The following is a 15,414-nucleotide window of genomic DNA, read 5'->3' as shown; positions in this document are numbered from 1 at the left end:
CCATGCGTGGTTCGCATGCGCACACAGGGCAGCGGTTGACCGCGTCGCTGCTGCTGTTCGCGGTGGCGACGCCGGTCGTTGCCTGGCCGAAGGTGCCGCTGCCGCCGGGGGCCACCGGCGAAGCGGTCAGCAGGCACATGCTCTACAACGGCGTGCCGATGCGGGCGAGCCGGATCTCGGCGCCGCTCGAGCTGGACGAGGTGGTCGAGTTCTACCGGGCCCAATGGGGTGGCGACGTCGTGGTCGACCGCATCAATGGCAAGACCATCGTCGGCCACCTCGAAGGCAAGCACTACGTGACCGTCGAGCTCACCGGAATGGGATCGCGTTCGGAAGGCACGATCGGCATCATGGAGTTGCCCGACAAGCCCGTCGACGCCGATCTCGGCAAGGGATTCGACAAACCGGCGAACACCGAGGTGATCAGCGACATCCGCTATCTGGACTCCGGCGGTGCGCGCACGATCGTGATGAGGAACCGGCTGACGCCTTACGTGAACATGCGCTACTACGTCCAGCGCATGCCCGTGCATGGCTGGAACCTCGAGCGCAACCCGGAGCGCTGCCTAGCCTCATCGAGCGACTGCGTCGTCAACTTCACCGGCTCCGGCGACGCGAAGCTGTCGCTGGCGCTGACCCGGGAGCAGCCGCCCGACACGTCGATCGTCGTGAACATCGAATGACTCCGACAGCGCGGGAGAACAACGCCATGAGGACCCTACGCCGTTCCCACCATCCGCGCCCCGCGCGCGGGCAGCGCGGCAACGCGATCGTCGAGTACACGCTGATCACCGGCCTGGCCGTGCTGGTGCTGGTCTCCAACCCGAACGTCGTCGCCGAGACGCTCAACGCGATCAAGAGCATGTACGAGGCGTTCGCCTACAGTCTGTCGACCACCTTCCCACTACCGAACCTGTGAGCAAGAGGTAATCGTGGCATTGCCCAAGTTGAACAAGAATGTGCTTTTCATCGGCGGAGCGCTGCTGCTCGGCGGCCTTGCGGCGCTGATGAGCGTGACCTACGTGAAGGAAACGATCTCCAGGGCGGTCGCGGAGGCGCAGGTCGACGAAACCGAAGTCGTGGTGACCAACCAGGACCTGGAAGTCGGCCAGTCGGTGACCGAGAGCGAGATGGTCCTGCGCAGCGTGCCCACCGAGTTCGTGCCGGCCGACGCGGTCACCGCCGAGAACTACGGCGAGTACGTGAACCGTCTGGTCCGGTCGCCGGTCAGGGGTGGCGCACCGCTGAGCGCCAGCGCGCTGGTGCCGGCCGCGCAGCAATTCTCGCGGGTGATCCCGCTGGGCAAGGTCGGCTACACGCTGTCGGTCAACGAGAACAATTCCGTCTCCGGCATGATCGCGCCCGGCGACGCGGTCGACATCTTCTTCACCGTGGGTGCGGCGGAGTCCGAGGAGGGCGCGGCCAAGCGCAATGGATCGACCGGCGAACGGGTCTTCCCGCTGCTGGAGAACATCACCGTGCTCGCCACCGGCGCCCGGGTCGGGGAAACGCTGGGCGGCGAGGAAAGCGACGCGTACTCGACGATGACGCTGGAGCTGACGCCGGACCAGGCGCAGCGGCTCACCGTCGCCGAGGAGACGGGCGACCTGAGGATCATCCTGCGCAACCTGGATGACAAGACGCCGTTCAACCTCGACGGACTGACCGAGAACGAGCTGATGGCTTCGTTTGGGGGAATCAAGGCCGATGGTGTCGAGTACATCATCGGCGGCAGCAATTAAACGCCTGGGGATCGTTCGATAATGGCAAGGAATGTCTTTTTGCGGTGCGTGCTGTTCACCGCCGCGATGTTTGGTCTGGTCGGTGTCTCGAATGCGCAGATGACGACGCTTCCGAATCAACTCAACATGTACGGGGGGCAGGTTCTCGTCCATACCAGCAGCCGCCCGCTGGCGCGGGTCGCGGTCGGCAACGGCGACGTGCTCGAGGTCACCACGATCGAGAAGCGCCAGCTGGTGCTGATCGCCGGTGCCGGCAAGACCGGCGAGACCACCGTCCACCTGTGGTACGAGGATGGCGGCCAGCGCTCGATACAGGTCAACGTCAACGCCAAGGACACCAGCGCCACGTCCGCGGCGGTGCGGCAGATGCTCGGACCCGACTCCACCGCCGAAGTGTCGGACGTCGCCGGCAACGTGGTGATCACCGGCGAGCTGCGTCCGGAGGACACCGCGCAGATCGAGGCGATCAAGGGCCTGTTCCCGAACGTCGTCGACCTCAGCACCGCCGACCTGGTGGCGATGCAGCCGATGGTGCTGATGGACGTCCGGATCATGGAGGTCAAGCGCGACGGCCTGCGCAAGCTCGGCATCGCCTGGCAGAACCAGATCGACGGCCCGAGCGGCGGTGCGATCAAGGATTTCTCGAGCTCGTTCTACCGGGTAATCCCGGAAGGCAGCCCGTTCGAGGACATCGCCGACAGCCTGCCGGCGCGGATCAATCCGATGCAGACCTATTTCGGCATCGCGACCACGATCTCCTCCAAGATCAACCTGCTGACCCAGACCGGCAACGCCTACGAGCTCGCCTCTCCCCAGCTCAGCGCGCGCAGCGGAGGCGTGGCGACGTTCCTCGCCGGCGGCGAGATCCCGCTGCCGCTGGTCGGGTCGTTCGGCCAGACCAGCGTGGAGTTCAAGGAGTACGGCATCCGCCTGAACATCCAGCCGGTGGTCAACCGGAACAACGAGATCTCGGCGACGATCATGACCGAGATCAGCAAGATCGACCCCTCGGTGAGCGTCGCCGACATCCCGGGGCTGCTGACGCGCAAGACCGAAACCGAGTTCAACGTCAAGGACGGCGAAACCATCGTGTTGTCCGGTCTGGTCGACATCGCCGGTGGCAAGAGCTTCAGCGGTATCCCCGGCCTGGCGAACATCCCGATCCTCGGTCGCCTGTTCCGCTCCGACGATTTCCAGAAGGGTCGTACCGACCTGGTGGTGTTCGTGACTCCGCGCGTGATCACGCCGGGCCACGCCGCCAACGTCGACGCGATCCAGAAGAGCGACCGCCTCCTCGAAGAGTTCGAGGAAACGGTGGGTCCGGAAATCTTCGACTGAGGCCGCAGATGTTCAGTGTCGTCGTAGAAACGGGTAAATCCGGCCCCAGGACGATCCGGTGCCTGCACAAGGAGTGCGGGATCGGGCGTTCGGACGAGAATCTGGTCATCCTGCAGGGTTGGAGCATCGCCAGACATCACGCCACGATCCGCGTGATCGACGAGGCCATCTACATCGAAAGCAGCGGCAGTCGCGCCGCGGTGCGGGTCAATGGCTCCGCGATCAAGAGCCAGCATGGCCCGCTCGAGGCGGCCGACGTGGTCGAGATAGGGGACTACACGCTGCGGATCAGTTCCGAGCTGGGCAAGGCGCGGCGCGGTGCCGCCGAGCAGAAGCACAGGGAGGCGGCGGCGCCGGCGGCCGCCAACGACAGCGTCGCCGGCGAAGCGCCCGCACCCGCGCCGCGTCCGGTCGCGGCGCCTCCCGCTCCGGCGTCGACCTCGACCTCGACCGACCTGGCCACGACCGACGACGTCCCGCCCGACATCGTCGTCTGGCGCGAGCGGGTGCATGCGTCCCTGCTCAAGCAGATGGACCTGCGCCGGATCGACGTGCACAGCCTCAGCGACGAGGAACTGAGGGTCAAGACCAGCGAGCTGATCGACGCCGTGCTCGACAAGGAATACAAAGACCTGCCGAAGGTGATCAATCGCAAGATGCTCGCCAAGCAGGTGCTCGACGAGGCGATCGGGCTCGGTCCGCTGGAGAACCTGATCGAGGACAACAGCGTGACCGAGATCATGGTCAACGCGCACGACCAGATCTACATCGAGCGGGCCGGCAGGATCGAGAAGTCGCCGGTGTACTTCACCAATGACCGGGCGGTTCTGTCGGCGATCGAGCGCATCGTCACCCCTCTGGGACGTCGCATCGACGAGAGCTCGCCGATGGTCGACGCGCGACTGAAGGACGGTTCGCGCGTGAACGCGATCATCCCGCCGATCGCCCTGCGCGGCCCGAGCATCAGCATCCGCAAGTTCGCCAAGCGCAAGCTGGAGGGACGTGATCTGATCGCGTTCGGATCGCTCGACGATTCGATGCTGGCGTTCCTGGAGATCGCCGTGCGCGAGCGCAAGAACATCGTCGTGACCGGTGGTACCGGCTCGGGCAAGACCACGCTGCTGAACATCCTGTCGAACTTCATTCCCGACCGCGACCGCATCGTGACGATCGAGGACGCGGCCGAGCTGAAGCTGGTCCAGCCGAACCTCGTCGCGCTGGAGGCGCGTCCCCCGAACCTGGAGGGCAAGGGCCAGGTGACGATCCGCGACCTGGTCAAGAACGCGCTTCGCATGCGCCCGGACCGCATCGTCGTCGGCGAGTGCCGCGGCGGCGAGACCCTGGACATGCTGCAGGCGATGAACACCGGCCACGAGGGGTCGCTGACCACCGCGCACGCCAACTCGCCGCGCGACGCGATATCGCGTGTCGAAGTGATGGTGCTGATGGCCGGCATGGACCTGCCGATGGCGGTCGTACGCGAGCAGATCGCGTCCGCGGTCGACCTGATCGTCCATCAGCGGCGCTATCCGTGCGGGTCGCGAAAGGTCAGCCACATCACCGAGGTGACCGGCATCGAAAGCGGCACGATCCAGCTGCAGGACATCTTCAACTTCAAGGTGACCACGTTCACCGGACACGACGGCAAGGTCGAAGGCCGCTTCGTCGCGACCGGCTCGATCCCCGAATTCATGGAAGAGCTGGCCGACCGCGGCGTGCCGATCGATCTGGACATCTTCCGGAAACCGGAGGAGTGACCGGCGATGATATGGATGATTGCCGTACTCGCGTTCTGCTCGATGCTGCTGGCGGGGCTCTACCTCGCCAGTGCCGGCGAGAAGTTCATGGTCCGCTACCAGGACGCGTTCATGGACCAGGCCAAGACCAACCTGGCCGACATGTTCCTGTTCATCGATACCTCGCGGCTGTTCGCGGCGAACATCGCGCTGTTCGTGATCCTGCCGCTGCTGGCATGGGTCATCAGCGGCCACTGGCTGATTGCCCTGATCACCGCGGTGCTGGTGGCGGTATTGCCGAAAAAGCTGTACGCCTTCCTCAAGCAACGCCGGCTCAACAAGATCCAGTCGCAGCTGCCCGACGCGCTGCTGATGCTGTCGGGCAGCATGAAGGCCGGGCTGGGCTTCTCGCCCGCGCTTGAAGGGCTGGTCAAGGACGGTTATCCGCCGCTGGCGCAGGAGCTCGCGCTGGTACTGCGCGAGCAGCGCATCGGCGTGAAGACCGACGAGGCGATGGAGCACTTCGCCGAGCGGGTCCCGATTCTCGACGCCAAGCTGTTCGTTTCGGCGGTGCAGATCTCGCGCGAGGTCGGCGGCAACCTGGCCGAGAGCCTGGCCACCCTCGGCGAGACCCTGCGCCGCCGCCTGATCATGGAGAACAAGGTCAAGGCGCTGACCGCGCAGGGCCGCCTGCAGGGCATCGTGATGGCGATGCTGCCGGTCGGCCTGGTCGCCTACCTGACCTGGATGTACCCCGACACGATGGCGCCGATGTTCGACAGCATTCCCGGGTACGCCGTCATCGCCGTCGGTTTCATCCTCGAGTACGTGGGCTACAAGATCTGCCTGAAGATCATGACGATCGACATATGATGCTGATCATTCTCCCGTTGATGGTAGGCGCGGCAATCGTCCTGGCGCTTCTGGCGATCCGTGGCATCCTGCAGTCCGCGCCGAAGACCGAGCGCGAATACCAGGATCCGCTGCCGGCGATGTTGCGGATGATCTGGCCGCTGGTCACGATCGCGACCCACGTCGTCGGTCCGCGGATGAGTTCCGAGACCATGGAAAAGTCCCACCGGGCGCTGCAGAGCGCCGGCCAGGACTACCTGGTCTCGCCCGAGGAGCTGGTGGGCCTGCGCGTGGTCGGCGCCGGCATCGCGACCGCGATCCTGTTCGCGTTGATGATGATGCTCAAGCCCGGCTTCGGCAGTCTGATGATGGCGGTCGCCATTGGTGTTCCGATCGGCTGGCTGTACCCGACGTTGTGGCTGAGCGAGAGGCGCAAGGTCCGGGTCAAGAAGGTGATCCGCGACCTGCCGATCTTCCTCGACTTCATCACGATGTCGGTGGAGGCCGGCCTGAACATCACCGGCGCGATCGAGCAGGCGGTGCAGAAGGGGCCGGCCGGACCTCTGGGACAGGAGTTCTCCCGCATGCTGCGCGACCTGCGTGCCGGCCTGCCCAGGTCGGAGGCGCTGCGTCGCCTGGCGGACCGCATGGACATCGCGCAGATCTCCAGTTTCACAAGCGCATTGATCCAGGCCGACCGTGTCGGTGCGAGCCTCGGCGACACGCTGCGCGCGCAGTCGATGCAGCGCCGCGAGGAGCGCTTCCTGCTGGCGGAGAAACTGGCGATGGAGGCGCCGGTGAAGATGATGTTCCCGCTGGTGACCTGCTTCTTCCCGCTGATCTTCCTCGTGCTCGCCTACTTCATCTACCTGAAGATGGTGCAGGACGGCATCCTATGAAGATCGGGCCGCTGTACAACGGCGACAGGCTGGTCCTGCCGAAGGTGCGGGGAGCGGTCACCTGGCTGCAGCGTCTGCGTGGTCTGCTGTTCTCGCCACCGCTTCCGGCCGATGGCGGCGATGCGCTGCTGATCCGGCCGTGCTCGTCGATCCACACGATCGGCATGCGTTATGACCTGGACGTGGTGTTCCTTGCCAGGGATGGGAAGGTGATGTCGATCCATTCCAATGTCAGGCCCTGGCGGGGTTGCGTGCAGTTCGGCGCGCACGATGCGCTGGAGCTGCGCGGCGGGGTCGCCGAGCGGGTCGGATTGAAGGTGGGAGACGTGCTGCGATGGGCCGCCTGAGCCGCTGCCTGCTGCCGATCCTGCTGCTGGCGGGGCTCGCCGGCTGCGCATCCACCGCGGGCACGCCGCGCGGCAACGATCTTCTCGCGATGGAGGAGATGGCCGCACGGGCCTACCGGCAGGGCGACTACGTGCGGGCGGCGGACCTGTACGCCGGCATCGTCGAGGCGATGCCCGACCAGGCCGAATACTGGTATCGGCTGGGCAACGCCTATGCCCGCCAGGGGTTGAGCCAGGAGGCGGCGCTGTCGTACCGGCAGTCGCTCGCGCTGGATGCGAGCAATGCGCGCGGCTGGCACAACCTCGGGATGATGCAGTTGAAACTGGCCAACGAGGCGTTCGCCGCCGGGGAGGCGCGGGGCAGCAAACGCGCGCGGGTGCATGCGGAAAACCAGCGGCTCGCGGACGCGACCTCGCGCATCCTGGACGAAGGACACAATGCTTCGGTCCGTCCGGCACCCGACGGCGCTCCGTCGCCGCAGCCGGACGAGGACGCAGACGCAGGAGACAGCCGATGAATACCGGAATTCCACGTCGCCGCTCCGCACCCCGGCGGGCACGTTCGACCGGCCAGTCCCTGGTCGAATTCATGATCGTCGTTCCGGTGTTCCTGTTCCTGGTGCTGGTGATCTTCCAGATGGTGCTGATCTACCGGGCCAAGACCACCCTGGACTACGCCACCCTGGAGGCGGCGCGGATGGGCGCGGTCAAGGGTGCCGACAAGGCGGCGATGAAGCGCGGGCTGATCCGCGGGCTGATGCCGCTGTACGCCAACTCGGCCGGCGCCGGTGGCGCGGCCGCCGCGTGGGGGCGGGCCAAGGCCGACATCGACCTGGGGCGCGCGGCGACGATCGACATCATCAGTCCGACCCGGCGTGCATGGAACGACCACAAGGAGCGCCAGTACAACGGCCGGTTCGCGCTGCCCAACGACAGCCTCGCCTTCCGCGACCAGCGGGTCGGCAGCAGCGGCATGAACGTGCAGGATGCGAACATCCTGAAGATCAAGGTGACCTATCACTATCCGCTGGTCGTGCCGTTCGTCGACCGGGTGATGCGCGGTGACTCCGATTACGTGAAGCCGTCCGGTTTCACCGACCCGGGCAAGGTCAGGATGAGCAACCGGTTCGGCGTATGGAGCCACTACCGCATCCCGATCGAATCGTACGCGGTGGTGCGGATGCAGACGCCGATATACAACCAGAACGTGCTGCCGTAGCGATGAAGCCTTCCGCCCTGCGGCTCGCAACTGCCGGCCTCGCATTGATCCTTGCCGGAGCCGGCCCCGCCGGCGCCGGGGAGGTGTTGCGGATCAAGGCGATCGTCGAAGGGCAGGAGGGCGTCGGCTTTGCCGGAAGCCCGCGGCCGATACCGGTCACCCTGCATCTGAAGCCGGGCATGTCGCGGGTCGATTTCAACCAGCGTGGCGCCGAAGGGATCTACATGCTGATCGACGAACAGGCACGCCAGGGCTGGCTGATCGACGCCGGGCAGTCGGCGGCGAGGCCCCTGCAGGCCCGCGGCTTCGCCGAGCTCCGGGTCGATCCGCGGCAGCCCTGCGAGAACTTCGGCGTCCGTTGCCGGCCGATTCCGTCGAAGGTGATCGCCGGCGTCCGCGCGAAAGGCTGGCGTTACCTCGATGCCGGCCAGCGGGGGCCAGGGGGCACGGCCCGCGGTGAATTCTGGGTCGACGAGGCACGCGGGTTGATCCTCGGCTACCAGGGCTACCGGTCCGGGCGCTCGAGGGCCTGCAGGATGCAGGTCATGAGCGTCGCTGCCGTCGAGGACGCGGCGTCGTTGTTCGAACTGCCCGATGCCGCGGAAGGGAGCGATGCACGGCACTGACGCCGGCGCCGGGCGACAGGGACTTTCATTTCATGCCGGGCTGGCGTATCACGATGTGCCGGCCCGAACCCGTTTCAACGAGGATCGAACACGTGTACTGCGGATTCACTGTTTCCCGGATGACGCTGCTGGCCGCGCTGCTCGCGGCGATGTCGCTGACCGTGCCGGGGTGTTCCACCGGCGACGGCGGTGAGGCCGCCGTCGAGGCCGAAGCCGAAGGCGAAGCCTCCGAAGCCGGGTCCGAAGAAGCGGACCCGGAGCAGAAGGAAGAAGAACCCGCCTTCGATCCCGACACGCTGCCGATGACCGATGCCCGGCTGGGCGAATTCCCGTTCTTCCACCTGCCCGAGGGCTACCACACCAAGCCGCGCAACGAATCGACGCAGGCGATCGGCCATTTCGCGTTCTGGAACGGCACCGACTACATCGAGGCGAACGGGCGCATCTACCAGGGCAACATCCAGGCCGTCGACGGCAAGGTGTTTTCCGGTTCCGAGCTGGCGCTGGCGCTGGAGGAACAGATCACCGGCAAGGGCGGCGTGCTGATCACCGACTCGGTGGTACCCAGCAGCGCACGTGCGGTGGTGCTGACCCGCGAGTTCACCGCCGAGTACAACAAGGGCCTGTGCTGGCCGACCGAGCCGGTGCGTACCTACGTGGTCCGCGACCTCGACCGGCACGTCTGGGTCCATGCCTGCACCTATGGCGACATCGGCGGCGGCTGGGTCATCGCCGAGATTCCCGTCGACAAGCCGGAACGTCCCGCGCTGTCGGCGCAGGCGCTTGCCAGCGCGCTGCGCGAGGAAGGCGAGGCCGAGCTCGGCCTGACCTACCGGGCCGGCGCGGAAGTGCCGCTCGACGCGGATGCGCAGGTTGCGGCGCTGGTCCAGTTCATGAGCGAAACCCCCGACGCGGTGTTGACGTTGCGCGGAAAGGCGGGCCCGGGCCTGTCCGTCGCCGAGCGCGAGGCACTGGCCGGGGCGCGCGCCCGACACTTGTACCAGGCGCTGACCGCTGCCGGCGTGGCGGGCGATCGTCTGCAGGTGACGGCCTCGACCGAGACGGAAGCGGCGGGCGTCACCGTCGCCCAGGCATCGAATGCCGGGACTGGCGCATGACACGTGGGTGAAGGACGTACCGTCGGCACGTCCTGATCCGGCGCGCCCCTGCGTCTCGCCACACGACCCGCAAGGCCGGCTTTGCGGAGCAAGGTCGCGGATCCGGCACGCGTCCGGACTCCGAACGCGACGGATCGGACGCAGGCGCGCCGGTCTGGTCGATGCGGCTCTCGTCGGTCGCGTCATCGGGCCGTCGTCCGACGGCCCGACCGGAACGGTGGAATGGATGGAAACGGGCGATTGGGGGAAGGTCGATGTCGGTTGAAGGGATGCGTGGCGAAGGGATGCACACTGCAGGCGCAGGCGCAGGCGTCGGGGCCGGCCGCGGGGTGGCGCCGGTGCTGCCGGTCGCGCTGCTGCTGTTCGTGCTGTCGGGATTCTCCGGACTGATCTACCAGTCGGTGTGGTCGCAGTACCTGGGTCTGGTGCTGGGCCACGCGGCGCATGCGCAGACTCTGGTGCTGGCGATCTACATGGGCGGCATGGCGGTGGGCGCGTGGATCGCCAGCCGCCGTGGTGTGCGCTGGAAGCGGTTGATCGCGTGCTACGCCGTGGTCGAGGCCGCGATCGGCCTGGCCGGCATCCTGTTCCATCCGGTGTTCCATGCCTACACCGGGTTCGTGCGCGACCAGCTGCTGCCGTGGCTGCCGGGTTCCGGCGCCGCCCATCTGCTGCAATGGTCCAGCGCGGCTGCGCTGATCCTGCCGCAGAGCGTGATGCTGGGCGCGACCTTTCCACTGCTCAGCGCCGGCCTGATCCGGGCCAGGCCCGAGCGCAAGGGCGAGGTGCTGGGCGGGCTGTACTTCGCCAACAGCCTTGGCGCCGCGCTGGGCGCCCTGGCATCGACCTTCCTCATGCTGCCGACGATGGGCCTGCCGGGAACGGTGGCCGCCGCCGGCGTGCTCAACATCCTGGTCGCGGTGCTGGCGTGGGGCCTGGGCAAGCAGGCCGACCGGCCGGCGATGGAAGCGGCGCCGGCCGATGCGGCGAAGCGGGGCCCTGGCGTCGCCGGTCCCGTCGTCGCCGACCGGTTCCTGCTGCGCGCGCTGACCTTCGGCGCAATGGCATCCGGCGCGGCGTCGTTCGTCTACGAGATCGGCTGGGTACGGATGCTGAACCTGGTGCTGGGCACCACCGTCCACAGTTTCGAATTGATGCTGGCGGCGTTCATCCTCGGCCTGGCCTGCGGCAGCCTGTGGATACGCAAGCGCGCCGACCGCATCGCCAGTCCGCTGACCTATCTCGGGCATGCGCAGGTGCTGATGGGCATCGCCGCCCTGCTGTCGCTGCCGGTCTTCGCGCGCAGCTTCGAGTGGATGGAGTGGATCATGGACGCGCTGCAGCGCAGCTGGAACGGCTACGCGCTGTTCGAGCTCGCGTCGGCGTCGATCGCGATGCTGGTGATGTTCCCGGCCGCCTTCTTCGCCGGCATGACCCTGCCGCTGTTCACCCTGGTGCTGCTGCGCAACGGCGCGGGCGAAGGCGTGATAGGCCGGATCTACGCGGCCAACACGCTGGGCGCGATCATCGGCGTCGCCGGCATGGTCCACGTGGCGATTCCGCTGCTGGGCGTGCGCGGCGCGGTGGTGGCCGCCGCGCTGATCGACATCGCGATCGGCATCGGCCTGTTCGCACTGGCGCAGCGCTCGCGCGTGTCCGGCGCCGGGGGCCATGCGGCGACCGGTTCGCGACGCGGAATGGCGGCCGCGGTCGCCGTCGCCGCGGCCGCGCTGTTCACCGGGATCGTCTACGGGCGTCCCGACCCGGTCGCCCAGGCCTCGGGCGTGTTCCGTACCGGCGCGATCTTCACCGACTCGCCGCGGGTCGAGTTCATCGAGGACGGCAAGACCTCGACCATCACCGTGCTCGCCGGCGACACCAATCGCATCATCTCGACCAACGGCAAGCCCGATGCGGCGATCCGCATCCGCGAGGTCGAACCCGGCGACGACGAGCACACGATGGTGCTGACCGGGCTGCTGCCGCTGGTCTATCACCCCGAGCCGCGCCAGATCGGCATCATCGGCTGGGGTTCGGGCATGACCACCCACACCGTGCTCGGCAGCCGGGTGCCGAGGGAAGTCGACACGATCGAGATCGAGCCGAAGATGGTCGAGGCCGCTCGCACGTTCGGTCCGCAGGTCGCGCGCGCCTACGAGGATCCGCGCTCGCGATTGTGGATCGACGATGCACGGACGTTCTTCGCGCGCAACGGCAAGCAGTATGACGTGATCGTCTCCGAGCCCTCCAATCCGTGGGTCAGCGGCGTCGCCAGCCTGTTCACGCGTGAGTTCTACGCGTTCGTCAAGCGCCATCTGAAGGAAGAAGGCGTGCTGGTGCAGTGGCTGCATTCCTACGAAACCAGCGACGCGCTGATGGCGACGATGCTGGCCGCGCTGGTCGAGGAATTCCCGCAGATCGACATCTACGTCAGCAACACCACCGACCTGGTGATGGTCGCCCGGGCCGACGGCGAGCCGCTGCGGGCGCGTTGGAACAACCTCGACGGCGCGATCCGCGCCGAGCTGGAGCGTGTCGGCCTGGACAGTCCCGAGCAGCTGCGCCTGCGCCGCATCGGCGGCGCCGACCTGATCCACGCCTATGTCGAGATGACCGGCGTCGCCCCGCATTCGGACTACTACCCGACGGTCTCGCACCTGGGGCCGATCGCGCGCTACATGGACGGCGAGGCCGACCTGCTGCTGCGCATGGCGACCAACGGCATGCCGGTACTCGACGTGCTGGAATGCCGGCGGCCGATCGGCCTGGCGCCGGGTCTGCAGCCGGTCCCCGGCGTCTGGACCAGCGAATGGCACGGCGTCGCCGCGGCATCGGTGCGCACGATGACCGCCGGCCGCCTCGACCCCTGGCTGGCCGGGCACGAACCCTACCTGGCCCGTGCCCTCCCGGCGCTGCTGCTGACCTCGCAGCATCTGGGCGGGAACCCGGCGCTGCTGCAGACCTGGAGCGAAGGCGTGGCGTCGCTGGCCAAGGGCACGATCGGCCATCTGCCGGCCGAGGACCTGGCCGCGGTCTGGGCGCAGCCGCAATGGCTGCCGGCGGACGCCGCGGCGATGCCGGGCGTGACCAGCATCATGGCCGGCTACCGCGCCGCCGCGCAGCGCGACCCGGAGGCGATGCGCGCGCACGCGCTGGAGGTGCTGGAGCTGCCGGCCGCGTCGGTGGCCGGCGACGTCCGCGACCAGATGCTGTTGATCGCGATGCTCGGCGAGATCGGTGCCGGCCGGCCGCAGGCGGTGGCGGAGCTGGACCGACGCTGGGCGCCGACGCTCGGCGACCGCCCGGAGCTGGCGCCGGTGCGGCGGTTCGTGCGGGCCTGGGTCGACGCCGGACTGGCGTCCGGCTGCACGCCGCACGCCGGCGACGTGCCGGTGCCGGCCACGGCGGGCGGCGAGAGCGGCACGATACGGGCGGACTGAGCCGCTGGCCGGAGCCGCCCGTCGGCACGCGAGGCGCTGCGGCGAAGCGCCAGGCCGGTGCGGTCAGCCCTGCGGCGGAGCCGGCAGTCCGAAGAACGCGCGGGTGGCCGCGGTCGCGTTGGCCGCGGTGGTGGCGATGTCCTCGCCGCGATCGCGGGCCAGTTCCTCGACGATGTGGGCCAGATACATCGGTTCGTTGCGTCGATGCGACGGCGCCGGCTTCACCGTGCGCGGCAGCAGATAGGGTGCATCGGTCTCGATCATCAGCCGCCCGGCGGGGATCGACCTCACCAGTTCGCGCAGGTGCAGGCCGCGGCGTTCGTCGCACAGCCAGCCGGTGATGCCCACGTGCCAGTCGCGGTCGAGGTAGTCGAACAGTTCCTCGCGGCTGCCGGTGAAGCAGTGCACGACCGCGCGGCCGAGCCGGCCCTCGAAGTTGCGCATGATCGCGACGAAGTCGTCGTGCGCGTCGCGCTGGTGCAGGAACAGCGGCTTGCCGGTGTCCGCGGCGGTCTGCAACTGCATCTCGAACGCGCGCCGCTGCGCCGGCCGCGGCGAGAAATCGCGGAAGTAGTCCAGCCCGCATTCGCCGACCGCGACCACCTCGTCGTGCGCGAGCAGCGCGCGCATTTCCGCATCGCACTCGGCGGTGTATTCGCTGGCATGGTGCGGATGCACGCCGGCGGTCGCGAACAGTTCGCCCGGATGCGCCTGCGCCAGTGCCAGCGCCTTTGGCGAATGCTCGCGGCTGGCGCCGGTGACCACCATCTGCACGACGCCGGCCGCGCGCGCGCGCTGCATCACCGCGTCGCGGTCGTGGTCGAAGGAGTCGTGGGTCAGGTTGGCGCCGATGTCGATCAGTTGCATGGAACGTGCTGCGCGGGACGTGCGGGAGCGCGCAGTGTACCGTTCGGGGCCGCGCCCGCCCGACGACACGCCGGCCCGCCGCTTTCACAGCCGGCCCGCGAAGGCGTTCCTGTCGCTGGAGACGGCGCGGTGCCGTCGTTGGAAGGAGCCGGGATGCGCTGCGTGCGCCTGCTGCTCGTACTGGGCTGGATGGCCGCGCTCGGCGTGCTTGCCGGGCCGGGGGACGGGGACCTCCGGCCTGCTGCCGTCAGCCACGATCTTCCGCTGCGCCCGTTCGAGGGCGGCAACAGCGACTGGCGCATCGTGCTGAAGCGATACGGACCGGGCGAGGCGATCTTCGTGTTCGAACCGCCCGGCCGGGGCGACACCACCACCGGCACGTTGCGGTCTGTCGATCCCGACGGCCTGATCGGCAGCATGCACGGCGAGTTCGGACTTGCCGGAACCCTGCATGTCGACGACAGGACGCGTTCGATGAAGGTCCTGCTCGCTCCGGCCACGCGCGAGATCCCGTGCCGGACCCGCACCGGAACCGCCTATCCGCAGGCGATCCTGGTCAGCGTGGGACGTTCCGACCCGCATGGCATCGACGACAGCCGGATCCTGTACGGCTGCGGCCGCTATCTACGTGACTGAGCGGGGTGCGCCGCAGCCGGTGGCCTTTCACAGCGTGGCCGCAGCGGCGTTCGAAGCCCGCAGGACAGGACCGTCCCGATCATGGAGACCCCGATGCATCCATCCAGATTCCTCGCCATCGTTCTGTTGTCGATCTGTGCGCTGCTGACCTCCGGTCACGTGCCTCCGGCTTCGGCCGACGGGTCCGGGTACGACTTCTCGACCCGCCCGTTCCAGGGCGGCAATACCGACTGGACCATCCGCCTGGTCCGGATCTCGCCCGGCCAGGTCGTCTACACGCTGCAGTTCACGTCGCGGCCGGCGAAGGGCGACGGCCTGCTGGAGTCGGTGAAGCCGGAGTTCGGCCGGCTTGGACTGAAAGGCAAGTACGGACTCGCCAGCGCCGAGGGCGTCTCGCCCTCGATCAGGCTGATGATCGCGCCCAGTGCCGCGGATGCACCGTGCCAGGACCGGCGCGGTACGCGCTATCCGCACGCGATCCTGCTGCTCGTCGGCGACAGCGTGCTGTACGGCTGCGGCGACTACGACGGCTGACGCGGCAGGCGGACGGCGCCGCCGCGCGCATGCGCCGGCCCAGCCCGTATCCTTGCGCGG

At 68.0% G+C, this 15,414-nt stretch carries 16 protein-coding genes; 15 read left to right on the top strand and 1 reads right to left on the bottom strand.

Annotated features, from left to right (window positions below; genetic code table 11):
* The first annotated feature begins 2 nt into the window (after positions 1-2).
* From L3V18_RS17685 to L3V18_RS17625, 13 genes are all read left to right on the top strand, one after another.
* Positions 3-683 carry a hypothetical protein gene (locus tag L3V18_RS17685; protein ID WP_237056718.1) on the top strand — a complete coding sequence of 227 codons (681 nt, stop codon included), beginning with the start codon at positions 3-5 and terminating at the stop codon, positions 681-683.
* Between the two features lie 26 nt (positions 684-709).
* On the top strand, positions 710-919 hold the full coding sequence (locus tag L3V18_RS17680) for a hypothetical protein (RefSeq protein WP_237056717.1): 210 nt from the start codon (positions 710-712) through the stop codon (positions 917-919).
* Between the two features lie 13 nt (positions 920-932).
* Positions 933-1,742: a Flp pilus assembly protein CpaB gene (gene cpaB, locus L3V18_RS17675; protein WP_237056715.1), complete on the top strand. Its 810-nt coding sequence runs from the start codon at positions 933-935 to the stop codon at positions 1,740-1,742.
* A gap of 99 nt (positions 1,743-1,841) precedes the next feature.
* The gene (locus L3V18_RS17670) at positions 1,842-3,080 is read left to right on the top strand and encodes a type II and III secretion system protein family protein (protein ID WP_237056714.1); all 1,239 of its coding nucleotides are present in this window, start codon (positions 1,842-1,844) and stop codon (positions 3,078-3,080) included.
* 8 nt (positions 3,081-3,088) lie between these two features.
* On the top strand, positions 3,089-4,837 hold the full coding sequence (locus L3V18_RS17665; protein WP_237056713.1) for a TadA family conjugal transfer-associated ATPase: 1,749 nt from the start codon (positions 3,089-3,091) through the stop codon (positions 4,835-4,837).
* A gap of 15 nt (positions 4,838-4,852) precedes the next feature.
* Positions 4,853-5,689 (top strand): type II secretion system F family protein, encoded by an 837-nt coding sequence (locus L3V18_RS17660; protein ID WP_237056712.1) that lies wholly within the window; start codon positions 4,853-4,855, stop codon positions 5,687-5,689.
* Entirely contained in the window at positions 5,686-6,567 is an 882-nt protein-coding gene (locus tag L3V18_RS17655) for a type II secretion system F family protein (protein WP_237056711.1), read from the top strand. The genes L3V18_RS17660 and L3V18_RS17655 overlap by 4 nt, the downstream gene beginning before the upstream one ends.
* Complete coding sequence (locus L3V18_RS17650; protein WP_237056710.1) at positions 6,564-6,914, top strand: DUF192 domain-containing protein; 351 nt, start codon at positions 6,564-6,566, stop codon at positions 6,912-6,914. Before L3V18_RS17655 ends, L3V18_RS17650 begins: the two co-directional genes overlap by 4 nt.
* Complete coding sequence (locus L3V18_RS17645) at positions 6,902-7,432, top strand: tetratricopeptide repeat protein (RefSeq protein ID WP_237056709.1); 531 nt, start codon at positions 6,902-6,904, stop codon at positions 7,430-7,432. Before L3V18_RS17650 ends, L3V18_RS17645 begins: the two co-directional genes overlap by 13 nt.
* Complete coding sequence (locus L3V18_RS17640; RefSeq protein ID WP_237056708.1) at positions 7,429-8,133, top strand: TadE family protein; 705 nt, start codon at positions 7,429-7,431, stop codon at positions 8,131-8,133. Before L3V18_RS17645 ends, L3V18_RS17640 begins: the two co-directional genes overlap by 4 nt.
* A 2-nt stretch (positions 8,134-8,135) precedes the next feature.
* Positions 8,136-8,759 carry a hypothetical protein gene (locus tag L3V18_RS17635; RefSeq protein WP_237056706.1) on the top strand — a complete coding sequence of 208 codons (624 nt, stop codon included), beginning with the start codon at positions 8,136-8,138 and terminating at the stop codon, positions 8,757-8,759.
* Positions 8,760-8,878: 119 nt separating this feature from the next.
* On the top strand, positions 8,879-9,877 hold the full coding sequence (locus tag L3V18_RS17630) for an OmpA family protein (RefSeq protein WP_237056705.1): 999 nt from the start codon (positions 8,879-8,881) through the stop codon (positions 9,875-9,877).
* 284 nt (positions 9,878-10,161) lie between these two features.
* A complete protein-coding gene (locus L3V18_RS17625) occupies positions 10,162-13,317 on the top strand; it encodes a spermine/spermidine synthase domain-containing protein (RefSeq protein ID WP_237056703.1) in 3,156 nt (1,051 codons plus the stop codon).
* 63 nt (positions 13,318-13,380) lie between these two features.
* On the opposite strand, the gene L3V18_RS17620 is transcribed toward L3V18_RS17625, so the two are convergent.
* A complete protein-coding gene (locus tag L3V18_RS17620) occupies positions 13,381-14,184 on the bottom strand; it encodes a TatD family hydrolase (RefSeq protein ID WP_237056701.1) in 804 nt (267 codons plus the stop codon).
* A gap of 162 nt (positions 14,185-14,346) precedes the next feature.
* On the opposite strand from L3V18_RS17620, the gene L3V18_RS17615 reads away from it, so the two are divergent.
* A complete protein-coding gene (locus tag L3V18_RS17615) occupies positions 14,347-14,820 on the top strand; it encodes a hypothetical protein (protein ID WP_237056699.1) in 474 nt (157 codons plus the stop codon).
* A 93-nt stretch (positions 14,821-14,913) separates the two neighbouring features.
* A complete protein-coding gene (locus L3V18_RS17610) occupies positions 14,914-15,354 on the top strand; it encodes a hypothetical protein (protein WP_237056697.1) in 441 nt (146 codons plus the stop codon).
* Positions 15,355-15,414: the final 60 nt, after the last annotated feature.

This window comes from Marilutibacter chinensis, assembly GCF_021725675.1.
Classification (GTDB): Bacteria; Pseudomonadota; Gammaproteobacteria; order Xanthomonadales; family Xanthomonadaceae; genus Marilutibacter; species Marilutibacter chinensis.
This window is presented reverse-complemented; position numbering and strand designations above follow the sequence as displayed.